The organism is Pantoea sp. XY16, assembly GCF_025153065.1.
Taxonomy (GTDB): domain Bacteria; phylum Pseudomonadota; class Gammaproteobacteria; order Enterobacterales; family Enterobacteriaceae; genus Pantoea; species Pantoea alfalfae.
The window spans coordinates 119,387-138,341 of sequence record NZ_JANZNP010000013.1 but is presented as its reverse complement, the minus strand read 5'-3'; the positions used below and the strand labels follow the sequence as shown (position 1 = coordinate 138,341).

Here is an 18,955-nt window from a genome sequence, read left to right as displayed (position 1 = left end):
GCCCACTTCATTCTGGCCATCTGTCATATAACTGTCACATTTCGTACATTTCACTGTCATCAAACTGTCCTATTTTCCCTCCTGCAGCAATCACAGACTCTTACTAAAACGGCCCCTAGCCTGACTTTTCTCCCCTGGAGGGAATATGACACTGATGCGTAGCACCGTAGCCCGAATCCTCGCCACCACCTTCGCTGTAAGCGCGGTATCTGCTTTTGCGGCCACCGATCTCACTGGTGCAGGCGGGACGTTCCCGGCGCCGGTTTATGCCAAGTGGGCAGCAGAATATCAGCAAGCCACCGGTAGCAAAATTAACTACCAGGGCATCGGTTCATCTGGCGGCGTAAAACAGATCATCGCCAAAACCGTTGATTTCGGTGCGTCCGATGCGCCAATGAAAGATGAAGATCTGCAGAAAAATGGCCTTTTCCAGTTCCCTACCGTGATCGGTGGTGTGGTACTGGCGGTTAACCTGCCAGGCATCAAGTCAGGCCAGCTGACGCTGGATGGTAAAACCGTCGGTGATATCTACCTCGGCACCATCAAAAAGTGGAACGACCCGGCGATCGCCAGACTCAACCCGGGCGTAAAACTGCCAGAGACCAACATCAACGTGGTGCGTCGTGCTGATGGTTCAGGCACCTCATTCGTCTTCACCAGTTACCTGGCGAAAGTGAACCCGGACTGGAACAGCAAAATTGGTAAAGGTAATACCGTTAACTGGCCGGTGGGTCTGGGCGGTAAAGGCAACGACGGCGTCGCCGCGTTTGTTCAGCGTCTGCCGGGTTCTATCGGCTACGTGGAATATGCCTACGCCAAACAGAACAACCTGACCTACACCAAACTGGTCGATGCCGATGGTAAAGCGGTTGCACCAAGCGAGACCAGCTTCAGTAATGCCGCGAAAGGCGCTGACTGGAGCAAGTCTTTTGCGCAGGATCTGACCTTCCAGAAGGGCGCGGATGCCTGGCCAATCTCCTCAACCACCTTCATTCTGATCTATAAAGATCAGGCGAATGCGGCTAAGGGCGCTGAAGTGCTGAAGTTCTTCGACTGGGCTTACAAAAGCGGCAGCAAAACCGCCACAGCGCTGGATTATGCTGCGCTGCCAGAGAGCGTGACCGAGCAGATTCGCGCCGCCTGGAAAGCCAATATCAAAGACAGTTCTGGTAAAGCGCTTTATCAGTAATTGACCGACCCTGGCCGGACAGCGGTCCGGTCAGACCCAGCGGGCGGCTCATGCCGCCCTGATAACTTCTGAAGACTGAGACTTCTATGGCTGCAACGAAGCCGGCATTCAAAGCCCCAGGCAAACAAGGTGACAGAATTTTTGGCGCGCTGGTCAGGCTGGCTGCGCTGATTGTGCTGTTACTGATGGGCGGCATTATTGTCTCCCTGATCATCTCCTCGTGGCCCAGCATCCAGAAGTTTGGTTTCGCCTTTTTGTGGACCAAAACCTGGGATGCGCCCAACGAACAATTTGGCGCACTGGTTCCGATTTACGGCACCCTTGTGACCTCCATCATCGCCCTGATTATCGCCGTGCCAGTGAGTTTTGGTATTGCGCTGTTCCTGACTGAACTCGCGCCAGGCTGGCTGCGTCGCCCGCTGGGCACCGCCATTGAGCTACTGGCAGCTATCCCGAGTATCGTTTACGGCATGTGGGGCCTGTTTGTCTTCGCGCCACTGTTTGCCGAATATTTCCAGACGCCGGTTAACGACGTGATGTCGGGTATTCCGATTGTCGGCGAGCTCTTCTCCGGCCCCGCTTTCGGTATCGGTATCCTCGCGGCGGGAGTGATTCTGGCGATCATGATCATCCCGTACATTGCCTCGGTGATGCGCGACGTCTTTGAGCAGACCCCGGTGATGATGAAAGAGTCAGCCTACGGCATCGGCTGCACCACCTGGGAAGTGATCTGGCGCATCGTCCTGCCATTTACCAAAAATGGTGTGATTGGTGGCGTGATGCTGGGGCTGGGTCGTGCGCTGGGTGAGACCATGGCAGTGACCTTTATTATCGGCAACACCTACCAGCTCGACAGCCCATCGCTGTTTATGCCGGGTAACAGCATCACCTCGGCGCTGGCCAACGAGTTTGCGGAAGCGGAGTCGGGCGTGCATGTCGCCGCGCTGATGGAGCTGGGCCTGATCCTGTTTGTGATTACCTTTATCGTGCTGGCGATTTCAAAGCTGATGATTATGCGACTGCAGAAAAGTGAAGGAACGCGCTCATGACCACGATTGAAATTCAGGCGCGCGCCGAACTGGACGCATCACGTCGTAAAATGCAGTCCTGGCGCAGCACGAAAAATAAAATTGCGCTGACGCTGTCGCTGCTGACCATGGCGTTTGGTCTGTTCTGGCTGGTGTGGATACTGTTCACCACCGTCACGCGCGGTGTGGATGGACTCTCCTGGTCCCTGTTCACCGAATCAACGCCACCGCCAAATACCGCAGGCGGCGGTCTGGCGAACGCCCTGGCCGGCAGTGGATTGCTGATTTTCTGGTCGACCTTTTTCGGCACACCGCTGGGCATCATGGCTGGGATCTATCTGGCGGAATATGGGCGCAAGTCTGCCCTGTCAGAAGTGATCCGCTTTATTAACGACATTCTGCTTTCAGCCCCCTCTATTGTGGTCGGCCTGTTCGTCTACACCCTGGTGGTGTCGCAGATGCAGCACTTCTCCGGCTGGGCCGGGGTGATTGCGCTGGCACTGCTGCAGGTGCCGATTGTGATTCGTACCACCGAAAATATGCTGCGGCTGGTGCCAGATAGCATGCGTGAAGCGGCTTATGCGCTTGGCACACCGAAGTGGAAGATGATCTCGGCCATCACCCTGAAAGCCTCGGTCTCCGGCATCATCACCGGCGTGCTGCTGGCGATTGCCCGCATCGCAGGGGAAACGGCGCCGTTGCTGTTTACGGCGCTGTCGAACCAGTTCTGGAGCACCGACATGATGCAGCCGCTGGCAAATCTGCCGGTCACCATCTTTAAGTTTGCCATGAGCCCGTTCGCCGAATGGCAGAGCCTGGCCTGGGCAGGTGTGCTGATCATTACCCTCTGCGTGCTGCTGCTGAACATTGTGGCGCGGGTGATTTTCGCCAAAGGTAAACACGGTTAACTTCCGGCGCGGCCCTGAGCGGCGCCGTATAAGAGAGATGAATGATGAGTATCGCGACAGCAACAGCCGATAAAATTCAGGTTCGTAATCTGAACTTCTATTACGGTAAGTTTCATGCGCTAAAGAACATTAACCTGGATATCGCTAAGAATCAGGTCACCGCGTTTATCGGCCCGTCGGGCTGTGGTAAGTCGACCCTGCTGCGTACCTTCAATAAGATGTACTCGCTCTATCCAGAGCAGCGGGCCGAAGGGGACATTCTGCTGGATGGTGAAAACATTCTGGCGACACAGCAGGATATCGCGCTGCTGCGCGCGCGCGTCGGCATGGTATTCCAGAAGCCTACGCCGTTCCCGATGTCAATTTATGACAATATCGCCTTTGGCGTGCGCCTGTTTGAAAAGCTATCGCGTGCCGATATGGATGAGCGCGTACAGTGGGCGCTGACCAAAGCAGCGCTGTGGAATGAAACCAAAGACAAGCTGCATCAGAGCGGTTACAGTCTCTCCGGCGGCCAGCAGCAGCGTCTGTGCATTGCGCGTGGCATCGCGATTCGGCCGGAAGTCTTACTGCTTGATGAGCCCTGCTCCGCACTGGATCCCATTTCCACCGGCCGCATTGAAGAGCTGATCACCGAGCTGAAGCAGGACTATACCGTGGTGATCGTGACGCACAATATGCAGCAGGCGGCACGCTGCTCTGACCATACTGCTTTCATGTATCTGGGCGAACTGATTGAGTTCAGCGACACCGACACGCTGTTCACCAAGCCCGCGCAGAAGCAAACCGAAGACTACATTACTGGCCGCTACGGCTGATCTGACAGGAGATCGACATGGATAATCTGAATCTGAATAAGCACATCTCTGGTCAGTTCAATGCCGAACTGGAGCATATCCGAACCCAGGTAATGATCATGGGCGGCATGGTCGAGCAGCAGCTGACCGATGCGATTACCGCCATGCATAATCTGGATGGTGAACTGGCGCAGCGGGTGATCGACGGCGACCAGAAGGTCAATATGATGGAAGTGGAGATTGATGAAGCCTGCGTGCGCATCATCGCCAAACGTCAGCCAACCGCGATCGATTTGCGGCTGGTGATGGCGATTATCAAAACCATTTCCGAGCTGGAGCGCATTGGCGACGTGGCAGAGAAGATCAGCCGCACGGCGCTGGAGAAATTTGGTCAGCAGCATCTTCCGCTGCTGGTGAGCCTTGAGTCGCTGGGTCGTCACACCGTGCAGATGCTGCATGATGTGCTGGACGCTTTCGCGCGGATGGATCTCAATGAGGCGATCACCATCTACCGCGAAGACAAAAAGGTGGATAAAGAGTACGAAGGTATTGTGCGCCAGTTGATGACCTACATGATGGAAGATCCGCGCACCATTCCCAGCGTGCTGACAGCATTGTTCTGCGCCCGCGCGATTGAGCGTATTGGCGATCGCTGCCAGAACATCTGCGAAATTATCTTCTATTTCGTCAAAGGTCAGGATTTCCGTCACGTTGGTGGAGACCGGCTCGATGAATTATTGTCAGGTGACGATGGCAGCAACCGCCCTTCCTGAGTAATCTTATCCCTGTGCCTGAGTGGCGCAGGGATACGCCTTTTCAATTGGTCACATCCTGAACTCTCCTTATAATTGCGGCACTTTTCTTTATGAGGTGCGCAACGATGTCCCCTTCTCCCCAATCTAAGCCGGGCGTCACGCCGGGCAAAGCGATGCTGGCTGCGGTCAGCGGTTATGCCATGGATGGATTTGACCTGCTGATACTCGGCTTTATGCTGCCGGCGATCAGTGTTTCGCTGGCGCTCAATCCCTCACAGGCGGGATCGCTGGTGACCTGGACGCTGATTGGCGCGGTTATCGGTGGCATCGTATTTGGTCATCTCAGCGACCGCTATGGTCGCATCCGCATGCTCACCGTCACGATTCTGGTCTTCTCGGTCTTTACCGGGCTGTGCGCGGTGGCGCAGGGCTACTGGGACCTGCTCGCCTGGCGAACGCTGGCGGGTGTGGGCCTGGGTGGCGAATTCGGTATTGGCATGGCGCTGATTGCCGAAGCCTGGCCTGCTGAGAAGCGTAACCGCGCATCAGCGTGGGTCGGTATCGGCTGGCAGCTCGGCGTGCTGATGGCAGCCTTTATCACGCCGCCGCTGCTGAATATCATCGGCTGGCGCGGCATGTTCCTGGTCGGATTATTACCGGCGCTGGTCTCGTTTGCTATTCGTCGCGGAATGGGCGAACCAGAGGCGTTTCAACGGCAGGTTAAACATGTGCCGTCGCTCTCGTTTCCGGCGCGCCTGAAGCTGCTGGTGCGCGACCGCGCGACCGCCAAAGCCAGTCTCGGTATTTTTATCCTTTGTTCCGTGCAGAACTTTGGTTACTACGGGCTGATGATCTGGATGCCGAGCTACCTCTCCTCCAGCTTTGGCTTCAGTCTGACGAAATCCGGCCTCTGGACTGCGGTAACGGTGGTCGGGATGACCTTTGGCATCTGGCTGTTTGGCGTGCTGGCCGACCGCTTTGCGCGCTGGAAAATCTTCCTGCTCTATCAGTTTGGCGCAGTAGTGATGGTGGTGGTGTATGCGCAGCTGCGCGACCCGAACATCATGTTATTTACCGGCGCGATCATGGGGATGTTTGTTAACGGTATGATTGGCGGCTATGGTGCGCTGATTTCCGATACCTTTCCGCCGCAGGTGCGTGCCACCGCGCAAAACGTCCTGTTCAACCTTGGCCGCGGTGTGGGCGGCTTCGGCCCGGTGGTGATTGGTCTGCTGGCGAGCCAGTTCTCGTTTACGGCGGCGATTACCCTGCTGGCGCTGATTTATCTGCTGGATATTGCGGCGACGCTGTTCCTGCTGCCGAAGAAACAGGGTCAGGAAGATACGCTGGGCGCGATTGGCTGATGCTGCCTGGAAGGTATGGCTGAGTTAGTGTCATCCCGGCCACGCCGGGTCAGTAATACCGATCATCTTTTCTGCATTAATCAACCCCCTGGCTTTTAACACCAGGGATTGATTAACAGGCGCTTTAAATTCAGAACGCCCTCGTTGTTACTTCATCAATGGCTGAAGCTGCTGATACAGAGTCGCAAAGGTCGCCCGACGCGACTGGTAATGCGCCAGCCTGACCGGATCCGGCTGGTGTCGCTGCACCAGAACCGGGGTCGGCACGGTGACCTCTGCATCCAGCGCCTGCTGTGCCAGCCTGGCGGCCCCCAGCGCCGGACCCACTTCACCGCCGTGGCAGTAATCCAGCGTCTGGCCACTGATGTCTGCCAGCATCTGACGCCACAGTGCACTGCGTGCGCCACCGCCGATCAGCATAATGCTCTCTGGCTGCACGCCACAGTCGTGCAGCGCGTCCATGCCCTCCGCCAGCGCAAACCCTACGCCTTCCAGCACCGCTCGTGCCAGCTCGGGACGACCATGCTGGTGGGTAAAGCCAAAGAAAGCGCCCCGGGCACTGGGATTGTTATGCGGCGTGCGTTCTCCGGAAAGATAGGGCAGAAACCACAGCGCGGGCACGTCATCGCGCGCGCGCTCCGCTTCAGCCAGCAGCTCAGGAACATCTTTACATCCGGTCAGCGTGGCTGCCCAGTCGAGACATGAAGCCGCACTGAGCATCACCGACATCAGATGCCAGCGCTGCGGTAACGCATGACAGAAGCTGTGAACCGCACGTTCCGGATTGCTGAGATAGCCATCGCTCACCACGAAATAGACGCCCGAGGTGCCCAGCGACAGCATACCCTGGCCCGGTTCGGTCATGCCGACCCCAATAGCGCCCGCGGCATTGTCACCTCCGCCAGCGGCCAGCGGCACCGCGTTCATCTTCCAGCGCGTCGCCAGATCGGCATGTAATGTGCCGGTCAGGGCATTGCCTTCATAGAGTTGCGGCATCTGATCGCGGCTGAGATCGCAGGCTTGCAGCATCACATCGCTCCAGTCACGCTGCGCTACATCCAGCCACATCGTCCCTGCGGCATCGGACATATCGGTGGCGAAGTCGCCACTCAATCGCCAGCGCAGATAATCCTTGGGCAGCAGCACATGAGCAACCCGACTGAAGATGGCCGGTTCATGCTGCTGCACCCACAGCAGCTTGGGAGCCGTGAAGCCGGGCATCATCAGGTTGCCGGTAATCAAACGCGAATCCGGCACCGTCTGCTCCAGCTCGCGGCACTGCGCCTCGCTGCGCCCGTCATTCCAGAGCATGGCCGGACGTAAAATCTGGTCAGCGCTGTCGAGCAGCGTTGCACCATGCATCTGTCCACTCAGCCCGATAGCCTGAACCCTATGCAGGTCCTGCTGCGCGCTCAGGGCCTGCATGGCTGAATCCAGCGCCTGCCACCAGCTTTCAGGATCCTGCTCGCTCCATAAGGGCTGCGGACGCGAAACCTGCAGCGGCGATGTTTCTGTCGCCACCACGTTGCCCTGTGCATCCATCAGCACCACTTTGACGCCAGAGGTGCCTAAATCGATCCCGATAAACATGCGCTGCTCCTGAAGGGTTAGAAATCAAACAGGTAGTGATTCACCAGATTTTCCAGCTGCTCCTGACGTCCGCTCTGATGCTTCGGATTAAGCTGCTGCTGCTGAGCATGCGCCGCCAGTGCCTCGAGTGAAAACTCACCTTTCAAAATTTGCTGGCCGAACTCACCATTCCAGCCGCTGTAGCGCTGCGCCACACGCTTATCGAGTTCACCGTCACTGATCATGCGAGCCGCCACCTTCAGCGCCAGCGCCATGGTGTCCATCGCGCCAATATGACCGTAGAAGAGATCATATTTATCGGTGCTCTGACGACGCACTTTGGCATCAAAGTTTAAGCCGCCAGTGGTAAAGCCGCCCGCCTTAAGAATTTCGTACATCACCAGCGCGTTTTCTTCCACGCTGACCGGGAACTGATCGGTATCCCAGCCGCACTGCGGATCGCCGCGGTTGGCGTCCACGGAACCAAAAATGCCCAGCGCAATGGCGGTCGCGATTTCATGATGGAACGAGTGGCCAGCCAGCGTGGCATGGTTCGCCTCGACGTTAACCTTAATCTCTTTCTCCAGCCCGAACTGTTTCAGGAAGCCATAAACCGTGGCGACATCATAGTCATACTGATGTTTGGTCGGCTCCTGCGGTTTGGGTTCGATCAGCAGTGTTCCCTGGAAGCCAGTTTTGTGTTTGTGCTCAACCACCATCTGCATAAAGCGGCCAATCTGCTCGCGCTCCTGGCGCAGATCGGTATTCAACAGTGTTTCATAGCCTTCGCGTCCGCCCCACAACACATAGTTTTCGCCGCCCAGGGTTTTGGTCGCCTGCATTGCGCTACAGACCTGCGTCGCTGCCCAGGCAAAAACTTCAGGATCGGGATTGGTGGCTGCACCCGCACCGTAGCGTGGATGGGTGAAGCAGTTGGCTGTGCCCCAAAGCAGTTTCACGCCGGTTTCCTGCTGTTTCTCCAGCAGTTTATCGGTCATGGCGGCTAAGTTTTCTTTATAGCTGCGCAGCGAATCGCCTTCCGGTGAGACATCAACGTCATGGAAGCAGTACCACGGCACATTCAGCTTGTGGAAAAACTCAAAGGCGACATCCGCTTTCATTTTTGCCTGCTGCAGCGCATCCCCGTTTTTCTGCCACGGACGATCAAAGGCACCGACACCAAACATATCCGCGCCATTCCAGCAGAAGGTGTGCCAGTAACAGGCAGCAAAGCGCAGATGCCCGGCCATGGTCTTGCCGAGGATGACCTCATCGGGATTGTAGTGGCGGAAAGCGAGAGGATGCGTCGACTGGGTGCCTTCATAACGAACCCGATCGATCTGATCGAAATAAGCGTGCATGGTTTGCTCCTTAGCATCAGTACCCGGATGGTCTGCGTTGAAGCAATATTCAATATGGGCTGTAATCTCAGCTCAATTACGATATTTCATTACGGGTGTCAGATAATTGTTATTTGTGCGCTGGCTCGCAAAATATTGTTATTCACCTGCCTTTTTATCATTGTCACTCTTTTGTCCGAAAAAGATGAAACCTCGATCGCGCTCATAAAAAATGAAATAAACCAAAAAACGTAATAGCCGGATAAAAATCAGTAATTGCTGTGACCGGAAAATAAGGGCAACAATTCATCCGCCTGGTTTATCGGCCTGAGATAACAATAGCCTCCACCTACAGGATGATCACAATGAAGATGAAATATGCACTGTTTGCCGCCTGCGCGGCGCTGGCGCTCTTCAGCCAGACCAGCGTGGCAAAAGAAGTGAAGATCGGCATGGCAATTGACGATTTGCGCCTCGAGCGCTGGCAGAAAGACCGCGATATTTTCGTTAAACAGGCGGAGACGCTGGGCGCTAAGGTGTTTGTTCAGTCGGCGAACGGCAACGAGGAAACACAGATGTCGCAGATTGAAAATATGATCAATCGCGGTGTCGATGTGCTGGTGATTATTCCCTACAACGGTCAGGTGTTGAGTAATGTTGTCGCTGAAGCGAAACGTGAAGGCATTAAAGTGCTGGCCTATGACCGAATGATAAATAACGCCGATATCGATTTTTATATTTCGTTCGATAATGAAAAAGTGGGCGAGTTGCAGGCCGAAAGCATTGTGAAACAGGTGCCTAAGGGCAACTATTTTCTAATGGGCGGATCGCCGGTGGATAATAACGCCCGCCTGTTCCGCGCCGGACAGATGAAAGTGTTAAAACCTTATATCGATAACGGCAGCATTAAAATTGTCGGCGATCAATGGGTCGATGCCTGGCTGCCGGAAAACGCCCTGAAAATTATGGAAAATGCCCTGACTGCCAACGGCAACCATATTGATGCGGTGGTGGCCTCTAACGATGCCACTGCAGGCGGTGCGATTCAGGCCCTGAGTGCGCAGGGGCTGGCCGGAAAAGTGGCCATCTCCGGACAGGATGCCGATCTGGCCGCGATTAAGCGTATCAAAGCGGGCACCCAGACCATGACGGTGTACAAACCGATCACCGAGCTGGCCACTGAAGCGGCGAAAATTGCGGTCGAGCTGGGCGAGGGCAAAATGCCCGCCAGCAACAGCAAGCTGAATAATGGCCTGAAAGATGTACCGTCGCGACTGCTGAAGCCGATTCCGGTCAACAAAGACAATATCGAAAGCACCGTGGTGAAAGACGGTTTCCACAAACAGAGCGAACTCTGACCGCGCATAGCGTGAGGGAGAACAGTCGATGCTGCTGGAAATGAAAAACATCACCAAGCGTTTCGGTGCTGTGAAAGCGCTGAATGATGTCAGCCTGCAACTTGAGGCAGGTGAAGTGATGTCGCTGTGCGGTGAGAATGGATCGGGCAAATCGACGCTGATGAAAATCCTGTGCGGACTCTATCCGCACGGTGATTTTGAAGGGAAGATTCACTTCTCTGGCGACGAGATTCAGGCGCAGACCATTCGCGACACCGAACGTAAAGGCATTGTGATTATTCATCAGGAGCTGGCGCTGGTGCGGCAACTCACCGTGATGGAGAACATCTTCCTTGGTGCTGAACTGAGCCGTTTCGGCATGGTGGATGATGAAACCATGACCCTGCGCTGCCAGCAGCTGCTGGCGCGGGTCGGGCTGAACGTCTCTCCCGCGACCCGGGTCGGTGAGTTAGGCCTGGGCCAGCAGCAGCTGGTAGAGATCGCCCGCGCCCTCAACAAACAGGTCCGGCTATTGATTCTGGATGAGCCGACCTCATCGCTGACGGAGCAGGAGACGGATGTGCTGCTGGGTATCATCCGTAATCTGCGTGAACACGGCATCGCCTGCATCTACATCTCCCACAAGCTGAATGAGGTAAAGGCGATCTCTGACACCATCTGCGTGATCCGTGACGGCCAGCATATCGCGACCCGTCCGGCGGCGGGTCTGAGCGAAGATGACATCATCACCATGATGGTCGGACGCGAGCTGACCGCGCTCTATCCTCACGCGCCGCATCAGGTTGGCGATGTGATACTGAAAGTCGATAACCTCACCGCCTGGCATCCGGTTAACCGCCACATCCGCCGCGTTAACAATGTCTCGTTCACGCTCAGACGCGGTGAGATTCTGGGTATCGCCGGGCTGGTGGGCGCAGGCAGGACCGAAACGGTGCAGTGTCTGTTTGGCGTCTGGCCAGGACGCTGGCAGGGTGATATCTGGATCAATGGCCAGCAGGTCAGCATCACCGATTGCCGCGCTGCCATTGCGCACGGTATCGCGATGGTGCCCGAAGATCGCAAAAAGGATGGCATCGTGCCGCTGATGGCGGTGGGCAAAAATATCACCCTGGCGGCGCTGGACCAGTTCAGCCACCGACTCTCAACGCTGGATGAAGCGCAGGAGCAGCAGGCGATCAACGACGCGATCACCCGCCTGCGGGTGAAAACCTCCTCATCAGAACTGCCGATTGGCCGTTTAAGCGGCGGCAACCAGCAGAAAGCAATTCTGGCGAAATGTCTGCTGCTCAATCCAAAAATCCTGATCCTCGATGAACCGACGCGCGGCATTGATGTGGGCGCACGTCAGGAGATCTACCTGCTGATCAATGCGCTGGTTCAGCAGGGTATCGCGGTGATTGTGATTTCCTCTGAGCTGCCGGAAGTGCTGGGCCTGAGCGATCGGGTGCTGGTGATGCATGAAGGGCAGATCAAAGCCGACTTGATTAACGATAACCTGACTCAGGAGCAGGTGATGGAAGCTGCCCTGCGGAGTGAACATTATGCTTAAAAGTGAACGTACCCAAAGCCGCCTCTCCGGCACGCCGGGCAAACCGTCACCGGGCAGGTTCACACTGCCTAATCTGCAGGTTCTGGTGATGCTGGGCGCGATTGTGCTGATTGCGCTGTTCTTTACCTGGACCACCGACGGCGCGTGGCTCAGCGCGCGTAACGTTTCTAACCTGCTGCGTCAGACCGCCATTACCGGCATCCTGGCGGTGGGCATGGTGTTTGTGATTATCTCGGCGGAGATCGACCTGTCAGTCGGCTCCATGATGGGGCTACTGGGCGGCGCGGCGGCGATATTCGACGTCTGGCTCGGCTGGCCGTTGCCCCTGACCATCGTGGTGACGCTGGTGATGGGGCTATTGCTCGGTACCTGGAATGGCTGGTGGGTGGCCTACCGTAAAGTGCCGTCGTTTATCGTCACGCTGGCGGGAATGCTGGCGTTCCGCGGCATTCTGGTCGGAATTACCGACGGCACTACGGTTGCGCCCATCACGCCGGGCATGTCGCAGATTGGACAGAGTTATCTGCCGGGCGGCGTCGGTTTCGGCTTTGGCGTTGCCGGTCTGGCGCTGTTTATGCTGTGGCAGTGGCGTCTGCGTCTGCGTCGTCAGCAGCTCGGACTGCCGCAGGGCCCAGCCAGCAGCACCGTAGGGCGTCAGGCGATCACCGCCATCTTAGTGCTCGGTGCTATCTGGTTGCTCAACGACTATCGCGGCGTACCGACGCCGGTGTTACTGCTGGCCGTACTGTTGCTGGCGGGCATGTTCATGGCCACCCGCACCGCATTTGGCCGTCGTATCTACGCCATCGGGGGCAACATTGATGCTGCGCGGCTGTCAGGCATTAACGTGGCGCGCACCAAACTGGCGGTGTTTGCCATCAACGGTGTGATGGTGGCGATTGCCGGGCTGATCCTGAGTTCAAGGCTGGGCGCCGGTTCGCCATCGGCGGGTAACATCGCAGAACTCGACGCGATTGCCGCCTGCGTGATCGGCGGCACCAGCCTGGCGGGTGGTGTGGGGTCGGTGGCGGGCGCGGTAATGGGTGCCTTTATCATGGCCTCGCTGGATAACGGCATGAGCATGATGGATGTGCCGACTTTCTGGCAGTACATCGTTAAAGGCGCGATTCTGCTGCTGGCGGTGTGGATGGATACCGCAACGCGGCGTCGGGTGTAATCGCGCGGGCGATCACATTGTGGCGCAAACAATTTTTTTGCCCCTTTCAGCCGTGTTATGCAATGCGCTGAGGATTTAAGGGAACGCGCCACCATGCATGATAAACGCTATCGCATTACACTGCTGTTTAACGCCAATAAAGTGTATGACCGCCAGGTTGTTGAGGGCGTCGGAGAGTATCTGCAGGCGTCGCAGACTGACTGGGATATCTTCATTGAAGAAGATTTCCGCTGTCGCATCGACAATATCCGTGAGTGGCTGGGCGATGGCGTGATCGCCGATTATGACGATCGCTCCATCGAAAGCCTGCTGTCGAATGTCTCTGTGCCGATTGTCGGCGTTGGCGGTTCTTACCATCGGCAGGAGGATTATCCACCCGTGCATTACATCGCCACGGATAACGCCGCACTGGTGGAGAAAGCCTTTCTGCATCTGAAAGAGAAGGGCATTAACCGCTTTGCCTTTTATGGTTTACCGGCCTCCAGTGGCAAGCGCTGGGCACAGGAGCGGGAACAGGCTTTCCGTCAGCTGGTGGGGCGCGAGCGTTATCAGGGCGTAGTCTATCAGGGCATGGAAACCGCGCCGGAAAACTGGCAGCACGCCCAGAACCGTCTCGCCGACTGGCTGCAGACGCTGCCGCCGCAAACCGGCATTATCGCCGTCACGGATTCACGGGCGCGACACCTGCTTCAGGCGTGCGAACATCTGAAAATACCGGTGCCGGAGAAGCTTACGGTGATCGGGATTGATAATGAGGAGCTGACCCGCTATCTGTCACGCGTGGCGCTCTCGTCCGTGGCACAGGGCTCACGACAGATGGGCTATCAGGCGGCCAAACTGCTGCATCGGCTGCTGGATAAGCAGCCCCTGCCACTACAGCGCATTCTGGTGCCGCCCGTAAAAGTCATCGCCCGGCGCTCGACTGACTTCCGTTCTCTGCGCGATCCGGCAGTGATTCAGGCGATGCACTACATCCGTTTCAACGCCTGTAAGGGAATTAAAGTGGAGCAGGTGCTGGATGCGGTCGGGCTGTCACGCTCTAATCTTGAAAAACGCTTCAGGGATGAGACCGGCGACACCCTTCATGCAATGATCCATCGCGAAAAGCTGGAAAAAGCCCGCGAACTGCTGGCTTCCTCGTCGCTCAACATCAACGAGATCTCGCAGATGTGCGGCTATCCTTCGTTGCAATACTTCTACTCAGTCTTCCGCAAAAGCTACGACACCACGCCGAAAGAATATCGGCAGCACTTTGGGGAAAACCTGCTTTAACGACAGACCGGAGTAAAGAACGCCCGGATTTTCATGTAATGGGCAGGATGAAAATTATATTTCATCCTGATGCCTCGCTGTCAGTTCAGAGGCCATCTTCGCAGGCTTAATCTGCCAGCCGGAACGGCCCAGCCTCATTAGATTTAGAGCTTAAAAATCAGCATTTAAGGCAGAGGGCTGGCGGGATATTTTATCAGTCCCAGACGGACCGCTTCAGACGATATTTCTTCTGTCATCAGGTATTTACCCTTGATGGAAAAACCTCATCGCCCGGGTTATCTTTTACCTCATTGATTAATATGATCTTTATTAAGGATTATCACTCAGCAAGTTTATAATTTTTTCCAACCTGCCTCACACTTTCGAAAGAATTAATCCAAATTTCCCCATTTAGAAAATATATTTCACGGGTGTCTGCTCGCTGAAATTCCTGAACCTCTGACCTGTCACGCCTCCTGTTACTGAACCGATGCGGTTCAGGCAGTAGAGAAAAGGAGCCTGTAAAAATGGAAACCCGGCAAAAACGTTACAACATGAAATATGTCCTGCTCTGTTGCACCGTCGCCGCTTTTGGTGGCCTGCTGATGGGCTATGACTCGTCGATTATCTCTGGCGCTATTGAGCCGCTTAGTGACTATTTCCAGCTGACCCCGGCAGAAACCGGCTGGGCAGTGTCTAATATCCTGCTTGGCAGTCTGGTTGGCTGCTTTATTGCGCCAAAGCTGAGCGATAAATTTGGCCGCAAAAAATCGCTCGCTATCACGGCGCTATTGTTTACTGCCTCGGTGGTGGGGACTGCCATCGCCCATAACTTCTTCACCTTTGTCGCCTTTCGTATTCTTGGCGGATTAGCCATTGGGCTGGCCTCGGTGATCTCGCCAATCTATCTGGCGGAGCTTTCACCGTCGAAGTATCGCGGTCGCACCAGCGCGCTCTATGCGGTGTGCTGCGTCGGTGGGCAATCAGTGGTTCTGCTCACCAACTACTATATTAATAAATCGATGCTGCCAGAGATGATGGTCGATACAGGCTGGCGCTATATCCTGGCAACCGCGCTGGTGCCCTGTGCGCTGTTTATCTTTTTCATTGCTTTTATACCAGAATCACCGCGCTGGAACGTTCTGAAAGGCAAAGACAAAGAAGCACTGGATACGCTGAGCAAAATCTCTGACCCGGTCCATGCCCGCACCGTTTTCAATGAAATTAAACACTCTTTCTCTGATGAGGCGGCGACTCGCCATAAATCCCGATTCCGCCTGAACAAAACCACGGTGCCGTTGCTCATCATTGGTGTCGGACTGGCCGTCGGCAATCAGATTAGCGGCATCAATGTGATTCAGTATTTCGGGCCAACGTTGTTGAAAAATGTGTCCGGCAGCACGGATTCGGCGCTGCTCCAGACCTTCTGGCTTTCCGTATGTCAGTTTGCGGGTGTGCTGATGGGTATGGCGCTGATTGATAAAGTCGGGCGCCGTAAGCTGTTACTGCTGGGGGCGATTACCTCTGCCGTTTTCCTTGCCTATACCTTTATTGCTTTCTATTACCGTTTGCCCGGCTTGCTGGCGGTGGTGGGACTGTTTGCCTATATGGTTTTCTTTGGCATGACCTGGGGACAGATTGTCTGGACCGTATTGGGCGAGCTGTTTCCGACAGAAATCCGCTCAATCTGTGTCGGCATCTCCATTTGCGCCATGTCGATGGCCAATTTTGTCATCAGCACCACATTCCCGATTCTGAACAGTAATGCTTTTCTGCTTGAGATTTTCCACGGTGGCTTCCCGCTGTTACTGTTTGCGCTTTTTTCACTGGCTATGTACTTCTTCACTTTCCGCTATCTGCCGGAAACGGCTGGGATGCCGCTGGAGAAAATTCACGCGCGTGTGCTGGAGAAGTTTAATGTTGACCCGCGTGAGGTGGGCGAACGGACAGATGCACCGGTCAGTGAGACGCGATCATAAAGAAGAGGGCAGTCTGTGGGGGCACGCTCACCCCACCCGCTGCTCACTCTGTTCCAGCACCGCCAGCGCCAGCCCGTTAGCCGGGTCAATCCGGGTTTCCGGGAAGTGCAGCTGAGTGTGCGCGGCGGTAAAGGCCAGCGCGTTGCCGTGTGCTGTATCGCGCACCGCCTTGCAGAAGCGCTCACTGACGTTCCACGGACAATCAATGATGATGGTGGCGGGATTGAGCAGCAGCATAATCTGACTCAGCGCCGCGCCAAGATAGCCACCCGCCTGCGTCATCACCTCATCCACCACGCGCGGAGCGCTGTCGCGGTTCTGCCAGCTCAGGCCCGGCTGACGCTGCGCCAGCTGCTGATTCACCGTGGGCTTGCTGACCAGCGCTTCCAGACACCCCCGGCGGCCGCAGCTGCAGCGTGGCCCTTCAGGCTGGACAACCAGATGTCCTGCTTCGCCCGCCGTCCAGCTATGTCCGGTAAATACCTGCCCCTGTTGTACCAGAGCGCCGCCAATCCCCTCGGAAATACGCAGATAAAAATGACCGCTCTCCGGCGATAATCCACTTTGCTCGACAGCCAGTAGCGCAGCAGCTTTAACATTATTCATAATGAGGATGGGCAGACGGACGTGCTTGCGCAACGTGGTCAGCAGGTCAACATCCTGCCATTCCAGCGGCAATGAAATATGCATCCAGCCGCGCCGGGGATCGACGATGCCGGGGAAGCCAAGGCCAATACCGAGCAGGTCGGGATAACGTTCTGTGAGTTCCCGGCACAGCATAGCCAGTTCAGCCAGCAGGCGAGTCGGGTGACTGGTATCGGTGCGCAGCGTCGCTTCTGCCAGCACCTGTGAAAAGTAGTCGCAGACGCGCCAGTGGATTACGTTGCGTTCCACCATGACGCCTGCGCTCTTAAGCTTTTCCGGCCGCAGGGTGATCCCGATTTTAGGCCGTCCGGCGGCTGCGGCGCTGACCGGCCCCAGTTCCTCTATCAGACCCTGCTCCAGCAGGTCATCAATGATTAATGAGACCGTGTTTTTGCTGAGGGTCAGCGCCTCCGCCAGATCCTGACGGGACGTCACGCGCAGCTTACGCAGCTGAGCCATCACCCGTTTCTGGTTATTGAGTCGCAATAGTGCGGGGCCTTTGCCGTTCGTTTTCATCACGGATTCACCCAACAGAGGAGTTAGAATTGAGTGTATCAGCCCCGGCGTATTCTTCATGCCACACTTTTGCGGGCTGTTTCACACAACCCGATCGGATGTGGCTGAGATCGTGACGGCGATCAGATCGCCGGATTAACGCCGGGTTTTCTGCTGTACCGGCGGCCTCATTAGCGCAATGACCCGGCGTAGCCTCTGTTTAATACTCGTCGCCGCGCACCCGACTGCGATAGCTTTCCCAGTCGAAACGCACCCACAGGCTGTTGCCCAGGCGCATACGGTCCATGACGCGCTCGCCCAGCAGCGCATTCATGCCTGCATGGTCGAGGTTGGATAACATGCCGGTCGGGCGTTTCGATGAAGAACGGCGATCGACAATCTGGTTGATAATCACTTTTTCGTAGCGTGACTCGCTCTGCATACCGATCTCATCAATCACCAGCAGATCAACACTGCTGAGATCCTGAATCAGTCGCTCTTCGGTAATGCCGCTGCTGCCACTGAAGGTGCCCTTCATGCTCGACATCAGATCGGCGACCGTCACGATCAGCACGCTTTTACCGCGCAGGATCAGGTCATTACCAATCGCAGCGGCCAGGTGGTTTTTACCGGTGCCAGGACGCCCGGAAAAGACAAAACTGGCGATGTTGCCATCAAACTCAGCGGCGTACTGACGTGCCAGCTCCAGCGCTTTGCGCTGTCCCTCGTTCTCGACCCGGTAATTATCAAACGAGCAGTTCATGTGCAGCTCGCGAATGCCGGAACGGCCCATCACGCGCTGCATCTTCATTGCGCGGTTCTCACGCACAATGGCCTCTGACCGCAGACGACCCTGCTCCTGATTCCACGCCAGCAGCTCTTCGCCATTGGCAAATTTAGGACGGGTGCCCGCAGGCATCATTCTTTTCAGACGGTTAAAGAGATCATCTGGCGTTTTCATCATTCACCTCGGAAACCATCGGGAATGGTACGGTCTGGATCAGGCAACTGCGTGATATCACGCTTCGGTTGCCCGCCGTTTGCGGCGCGGTTCATCTGAATGCTGCGCGCCAGCTTCTGTTGCCACTGCACATGATGGAACATCCGGCCTTCCGCCTGCCAGTAGGCCACAAAGGCCGCCAGCTCGCCGGGCGTCACCGGTTCACTCAGCGCCACGCCCCAGATGGCGGCCTGACGCGTAAAGTCGGCATCCGGCTGCCAGCCCGGATACATGACAAATTTACCTGCTGGCGTGTGGATTGCGGCGGGCGCATCGTCATAGAGGCTGTCATCCAGTGCGACATCATTCGGCTGACGGGCGGCGGCTTCCAGCGCCAGCAGTTCAGCCAGACGCGCCGGCGTGATGGCGTACATCACCGGCGCATAATTATCTAACACCGCCAGCGTGCCCTTTTCCGCCTGCTGCAGGGCAGTCAGCGGATCCTGTCGGAAGGCATCCAGGCCAATGAGCGTTGAAGTTAAGATTTTAGCTGACATGAAAAGACCTGAGGTTAACGAACACCTTGCGCCGGGAACCTGTCGCCGACGCAG

General features: G+C 56.2%; 16 protein-coding genes. 11 read left to right on the top strand and 5 right to left on the bottom strand.

Annotation, left to right across the window (positions count from 1 at the left end; genetic code table 11):
• Positions 1 to 145 precede the first annotated feature (145 nt).
• From pstS to N1689_RS18075, 6 genes are all read left to right on the top strand, one after another.
• Complete coding sequence (gene pstS, locus N1689_RS18100) at positions 146 to 1,189, top strand: phosphate ABC transporter substrate-binding protein PstS (protein ID WP_260059656.1); 1,044 nt, start codon at positions 146 to 148, stop codon at positions 1,187 to 1,189.
• A gap of 86 nt (positions 1,190 to 1,275) precedes the next feature.
• Entirely contained in the window at positions 1,276 to 2,238 is a 963-nt protein-coding gene (gene pstC / locus N1689_RS18095) for a phosphate ABC transporter permease PstC (RefSeq protein ID WP_222924810.1), read from the top strand.
• Positions 2,235 to 3,125 carry a phosphate ABC transporter permease PstA gene (gene pstA, locus N1689_RS18090; RefSeq protein ID WP_161733293.1) on the top strand — a complete coding sequence of 297 codons (891 nt, stop codon included), beginning with the start codon at positions 2,235 to 2,237 and terminating at the stop codon, positions 3,123 to 3,125. The genes pstC and pstA overlap by 4 nt, the downstream gene beginning before the upstream one ends.
• A gap of 44 nt (positions 3,126 to 3,169) precedes the next feature.
• Positions 3,170 to 3,943: a phosphate ABC transporter ATP-binding protein PstB gene (pstB, locus tag N1689_RS18085; protein WP_013359568.1), complete on the top strand. Its 774-nt coding sequence runs from the start codon at positions 3,170 to 3,172 to the stop codon at positions 3,941 to 3,943.
• A gap of 17 nt (positions 3,944 to 3,960) precedes the next feature.
• Positions 3,961 to 4,695: a phosphate signaling complex protein PhoU gene (phoU, locus tag N1689_RS18080; protein WP_009088225.1), complete on the top strand. Its 735-nt coding sequence runs from the start codon at positions 3,961 to 3,963 to the stop codon at positions 4,693 to 4,695.
• 107 nt (positions 4,696 to 4,802) lie between these two features.
• Positions 4,803 to 6,041, top strand: a complete 1,239-nt coding sequence (locus tag N1689_RS18075) for an MFS transporter (RefSeq protein WP_161733291.1) — start codon at positions 4,803 to 4,805, stop codon at positions 6,039 to 6,041.
• Between the two features lie 147 nt (positions 6,042 to 6,188).
• Here the strand turns inward: N1689_RS18075 and xylB are convergent, their stop codons facing one another.
• Both xylB and xylA read right to left on the bottom strand, forming a co-directional pair.
• Positions 6,189 to 7,631 (bottom strand): xylulokinase, encoded by a 1,443-nt coding sequence (xylB, locus tag N1689_RS18070; RefSeq protein WP_260059649.1) that lies wholly within the window; start codon positions 7,629 to 7,631, stop codon positions 6,189 to 6,191.
• A 17-nt stretch (positions 7,632 to 7,648) separates the two neighbouring features.
• Positions 7,649 to 8,971 (bottom strand): xylose isomerase, encoded by a 1,323-nt coding sequence (gene xylA / locus N1689_RS18065; protein ID WP_161733287.1) that lies wholly within the window; start codon positions 8,969 to 8,971, stop codon positions 7,649 to 7,651.
• Positions 8,972 to 9,315: 344 nt separating this feature from the next.
• Between xylA and xylF the strand changes: the two genes are divergently transcribed.
• From xylF to N1689_RS18040, 5 genes are all read left to right on the top strand, one after another.
• Entirely contained in the window at positions 9,316 to 10,308 is a 993-nt protein-coding gene (gene xylF / locus N1689_RS18060; protein WP_161733285.1) for a D-xylose ABC transporter substrate-binding protein, read from the top strand.
• A gap of 28 nt (positions 10,309 to 10,336) precedes the next feature.
• Positions 10,337 to 11,857 carry a xylose ABC transporter ATP-binding protein gene (locus N1689_RS18055; RefSeq protein WP_161733283.1) on the top strand — a complete coding sequence of 507 codons (1,521 nt, stop codon included), beginning with the start codon at positions 10,337 to 10,339 and terminating at the stop codon, positions 11,855 to 11,857.
• Positions 11,850 to 13,034: a xylose ABC transporter permease XylH gene (xylH, locus tag N1689_RS18050; RefSeq protein ID WP_222924807.1), complete on the top strand. Its 1,185-nt coding sequence runs from the start codon at positions 11,850 to 11,852 to the stop codon at positions 13,032 to 13,034. The genes N1689_RS18055 and xylH overlap by 8 nt, the downstream gene beginning before the upstream one ends.
• 93 nt (positions 13,035 to 13,127) lie before the next feature.
• Positions 13,128 to 14,306 carry a D-xylose utilization transcriptional activator XylR gene (gene xylR / locus N1689_RS18045; RefSeq protein WP_161733279.1) on the top strand — a complete coding sequence of 393 codons (1,179 nt, stop codon included), beginning with the start codon at positions 13,128 to 13,130 and terminating at the stop codon, positions 14,304 to 14,306.
• Positions 14,307 to 14,812: 506 nt separating this feature from the next.
• A complete protein-coding gene (locus N1689_RS18040) occupies positions 14,813 to 16,264 on the top strand; it encodes a sugar porter family MFS transporter (RefSeq protein WP_253420571.1) in 1,452 nt (483 codons plus the stop codon).
• 27 nt (positions 16,265 to 16,291) lie between these two features.
• On the opposite strand, the gene N1689_RS18035 is transcribed toward N1689_RS18040, so the two are convergent.
• From N1689_RS18035 to dnaT, 3 genes are all read right to left on the bottom strand, one after another.
• Complete coding sequence (locus tag N1689_RS18035; protein WP_161733277.1) at positions 16,292 to 17,425, bottom strand: ROK family transcriptional regulator; 1,134 nt, start codon at positions 17,423 to 17,425, stop codon at positions 16,292 to 16,294.
• Between the two features lie 199 nt (positions 17,426 to 17,624).
• Complete coding sequence (gene dnaC, locus N1689_RS18030; protein WP_222925442.1) at positions 17,625 to 18,365, bottom strand: DNA replication protein DnaC; 741 nt, start codon at positions 18,363 to 18,365, stop codon at positions 17,625 to 17,627.
• Positions 18,365 to 18,901, bottom strand: coding sequence for a primosomal protein DnaT (gene dnaT / locus N1689_RS18025; protein ID WP_135907382.1), 537 nt, complete (start codon positions 18,899 to 18,901; stop codon positions 18,365 to 18,367). Before dnaT ends, dnaC begins: the two co-directional genes overlap by 1 nt.
• Positions 18,902 to 18,955: the final 54 nt, after the last annotated feature.

Bases quoted from the DNA above. Each gene is read 5' to 3' on its own strand.
- pstS (WP_260059656.1), top strand. From the start codon at position 146: ATGACACTGATGCGTAGCACCGTAGCCCGAATCCTCGCCACCACCTTC.
- pstC (WP_222924810.1), top strand. From the start codon at position 1,276: ATGGCTGCAACGAAGCCGGCATTCAAAGCCCCAGGCAAACAAGGTGAC.
- pstA (WP_161733293.1), top strand. From the start codon at position 2,235: ATGACCACGATTGAAATTCAGGCGCGCGCCGAACTGGACGCATCACGT.
- pstB (WP_013359568.1), top strand. From the start codon at position 3,170: ATGAGTATCGCGACAGCAACAGCCGATAAAATTCAGGTTCGTAATCTG.
- phoU (WP_009088225.1), top strand. From the start codon at position 3,961: ATGGATAATCTGAATCTGAATAAGCACATCTCTGGTCAGTTCAATGCC.
- N1689_RS18075 (WP_161733291.1), top strand. From the start codon at position 4,803: ATGTCCCCTTCTCCCCAATCTAAGCCGGGCGTCACGCCGGGCAAAGCG.
- xylB (WP_260059649.1), bottom strand. From the start codon at position 7,631: ATGTTTATCGGGATCGATTTAGGCACCTCTGGCGTCAAAGTGGTGCTG.
- xylA (WP_161733287.1), bottom strand. From the start codon at position 8,971: ATGCACGCTTATTTCGATCAGATCGATCGGGTTCGTTATGAAGGCACC.
- xylF (WP_161733285.1), top strand. From the start codon at position 9,316: ATGAAGATGAAATATGCACTGTTTGCCGCCTGCGCGGCGCTGGCGCTC.
- N1689_RS18055 (WP_161733283.1), top strand. From the start codon at position 10,337: ATGCTGCTGGAAATGAAAAACATCACCAAGCGTTTCGGTGCTGTGAAA.
- xylH (WP_222924807.1), top strand. From the start codon at position 11,850: ATGCTTAAAAGTGAACGTACCCAAAGCCGCCTCTCCGGCACGCCGGGC.
- xylR (WP_161733279.1), top strand. From the start codon at position 13,128: ATGCATGATAAACGCTATCGCATTACACTGCTGTTTAACGCCAATAAA.
- N1689_RS18040 (WP_253420571.1), top strand. From the start codon at position 14,813: ATGGAAACCCGGCAAAAACGTTACAACATGAAATATGTCCTGCTCTGT.
- N1689_RS18035 (WP_161733277.1), bottom strand. From the start codon at position 17,425: ATGAAAACGAACGGCAAAGGCCCCGCACTATTGCGACTCAATAACCAG.
- dnaC (WP_222925442.1), bottom strand. From the start codon at position 18,365: ATGAAAACGCCAGATGATCTCTTTAACCGTCTGAAAAGAATGATGCCT.
- dnaT (WP_135907382.1), bottom strand. From the start codon at position 18,901: ATGTCAGCTAAAATCTTAACTTCAACGCTCATTGGCCTGGATGCCTTC.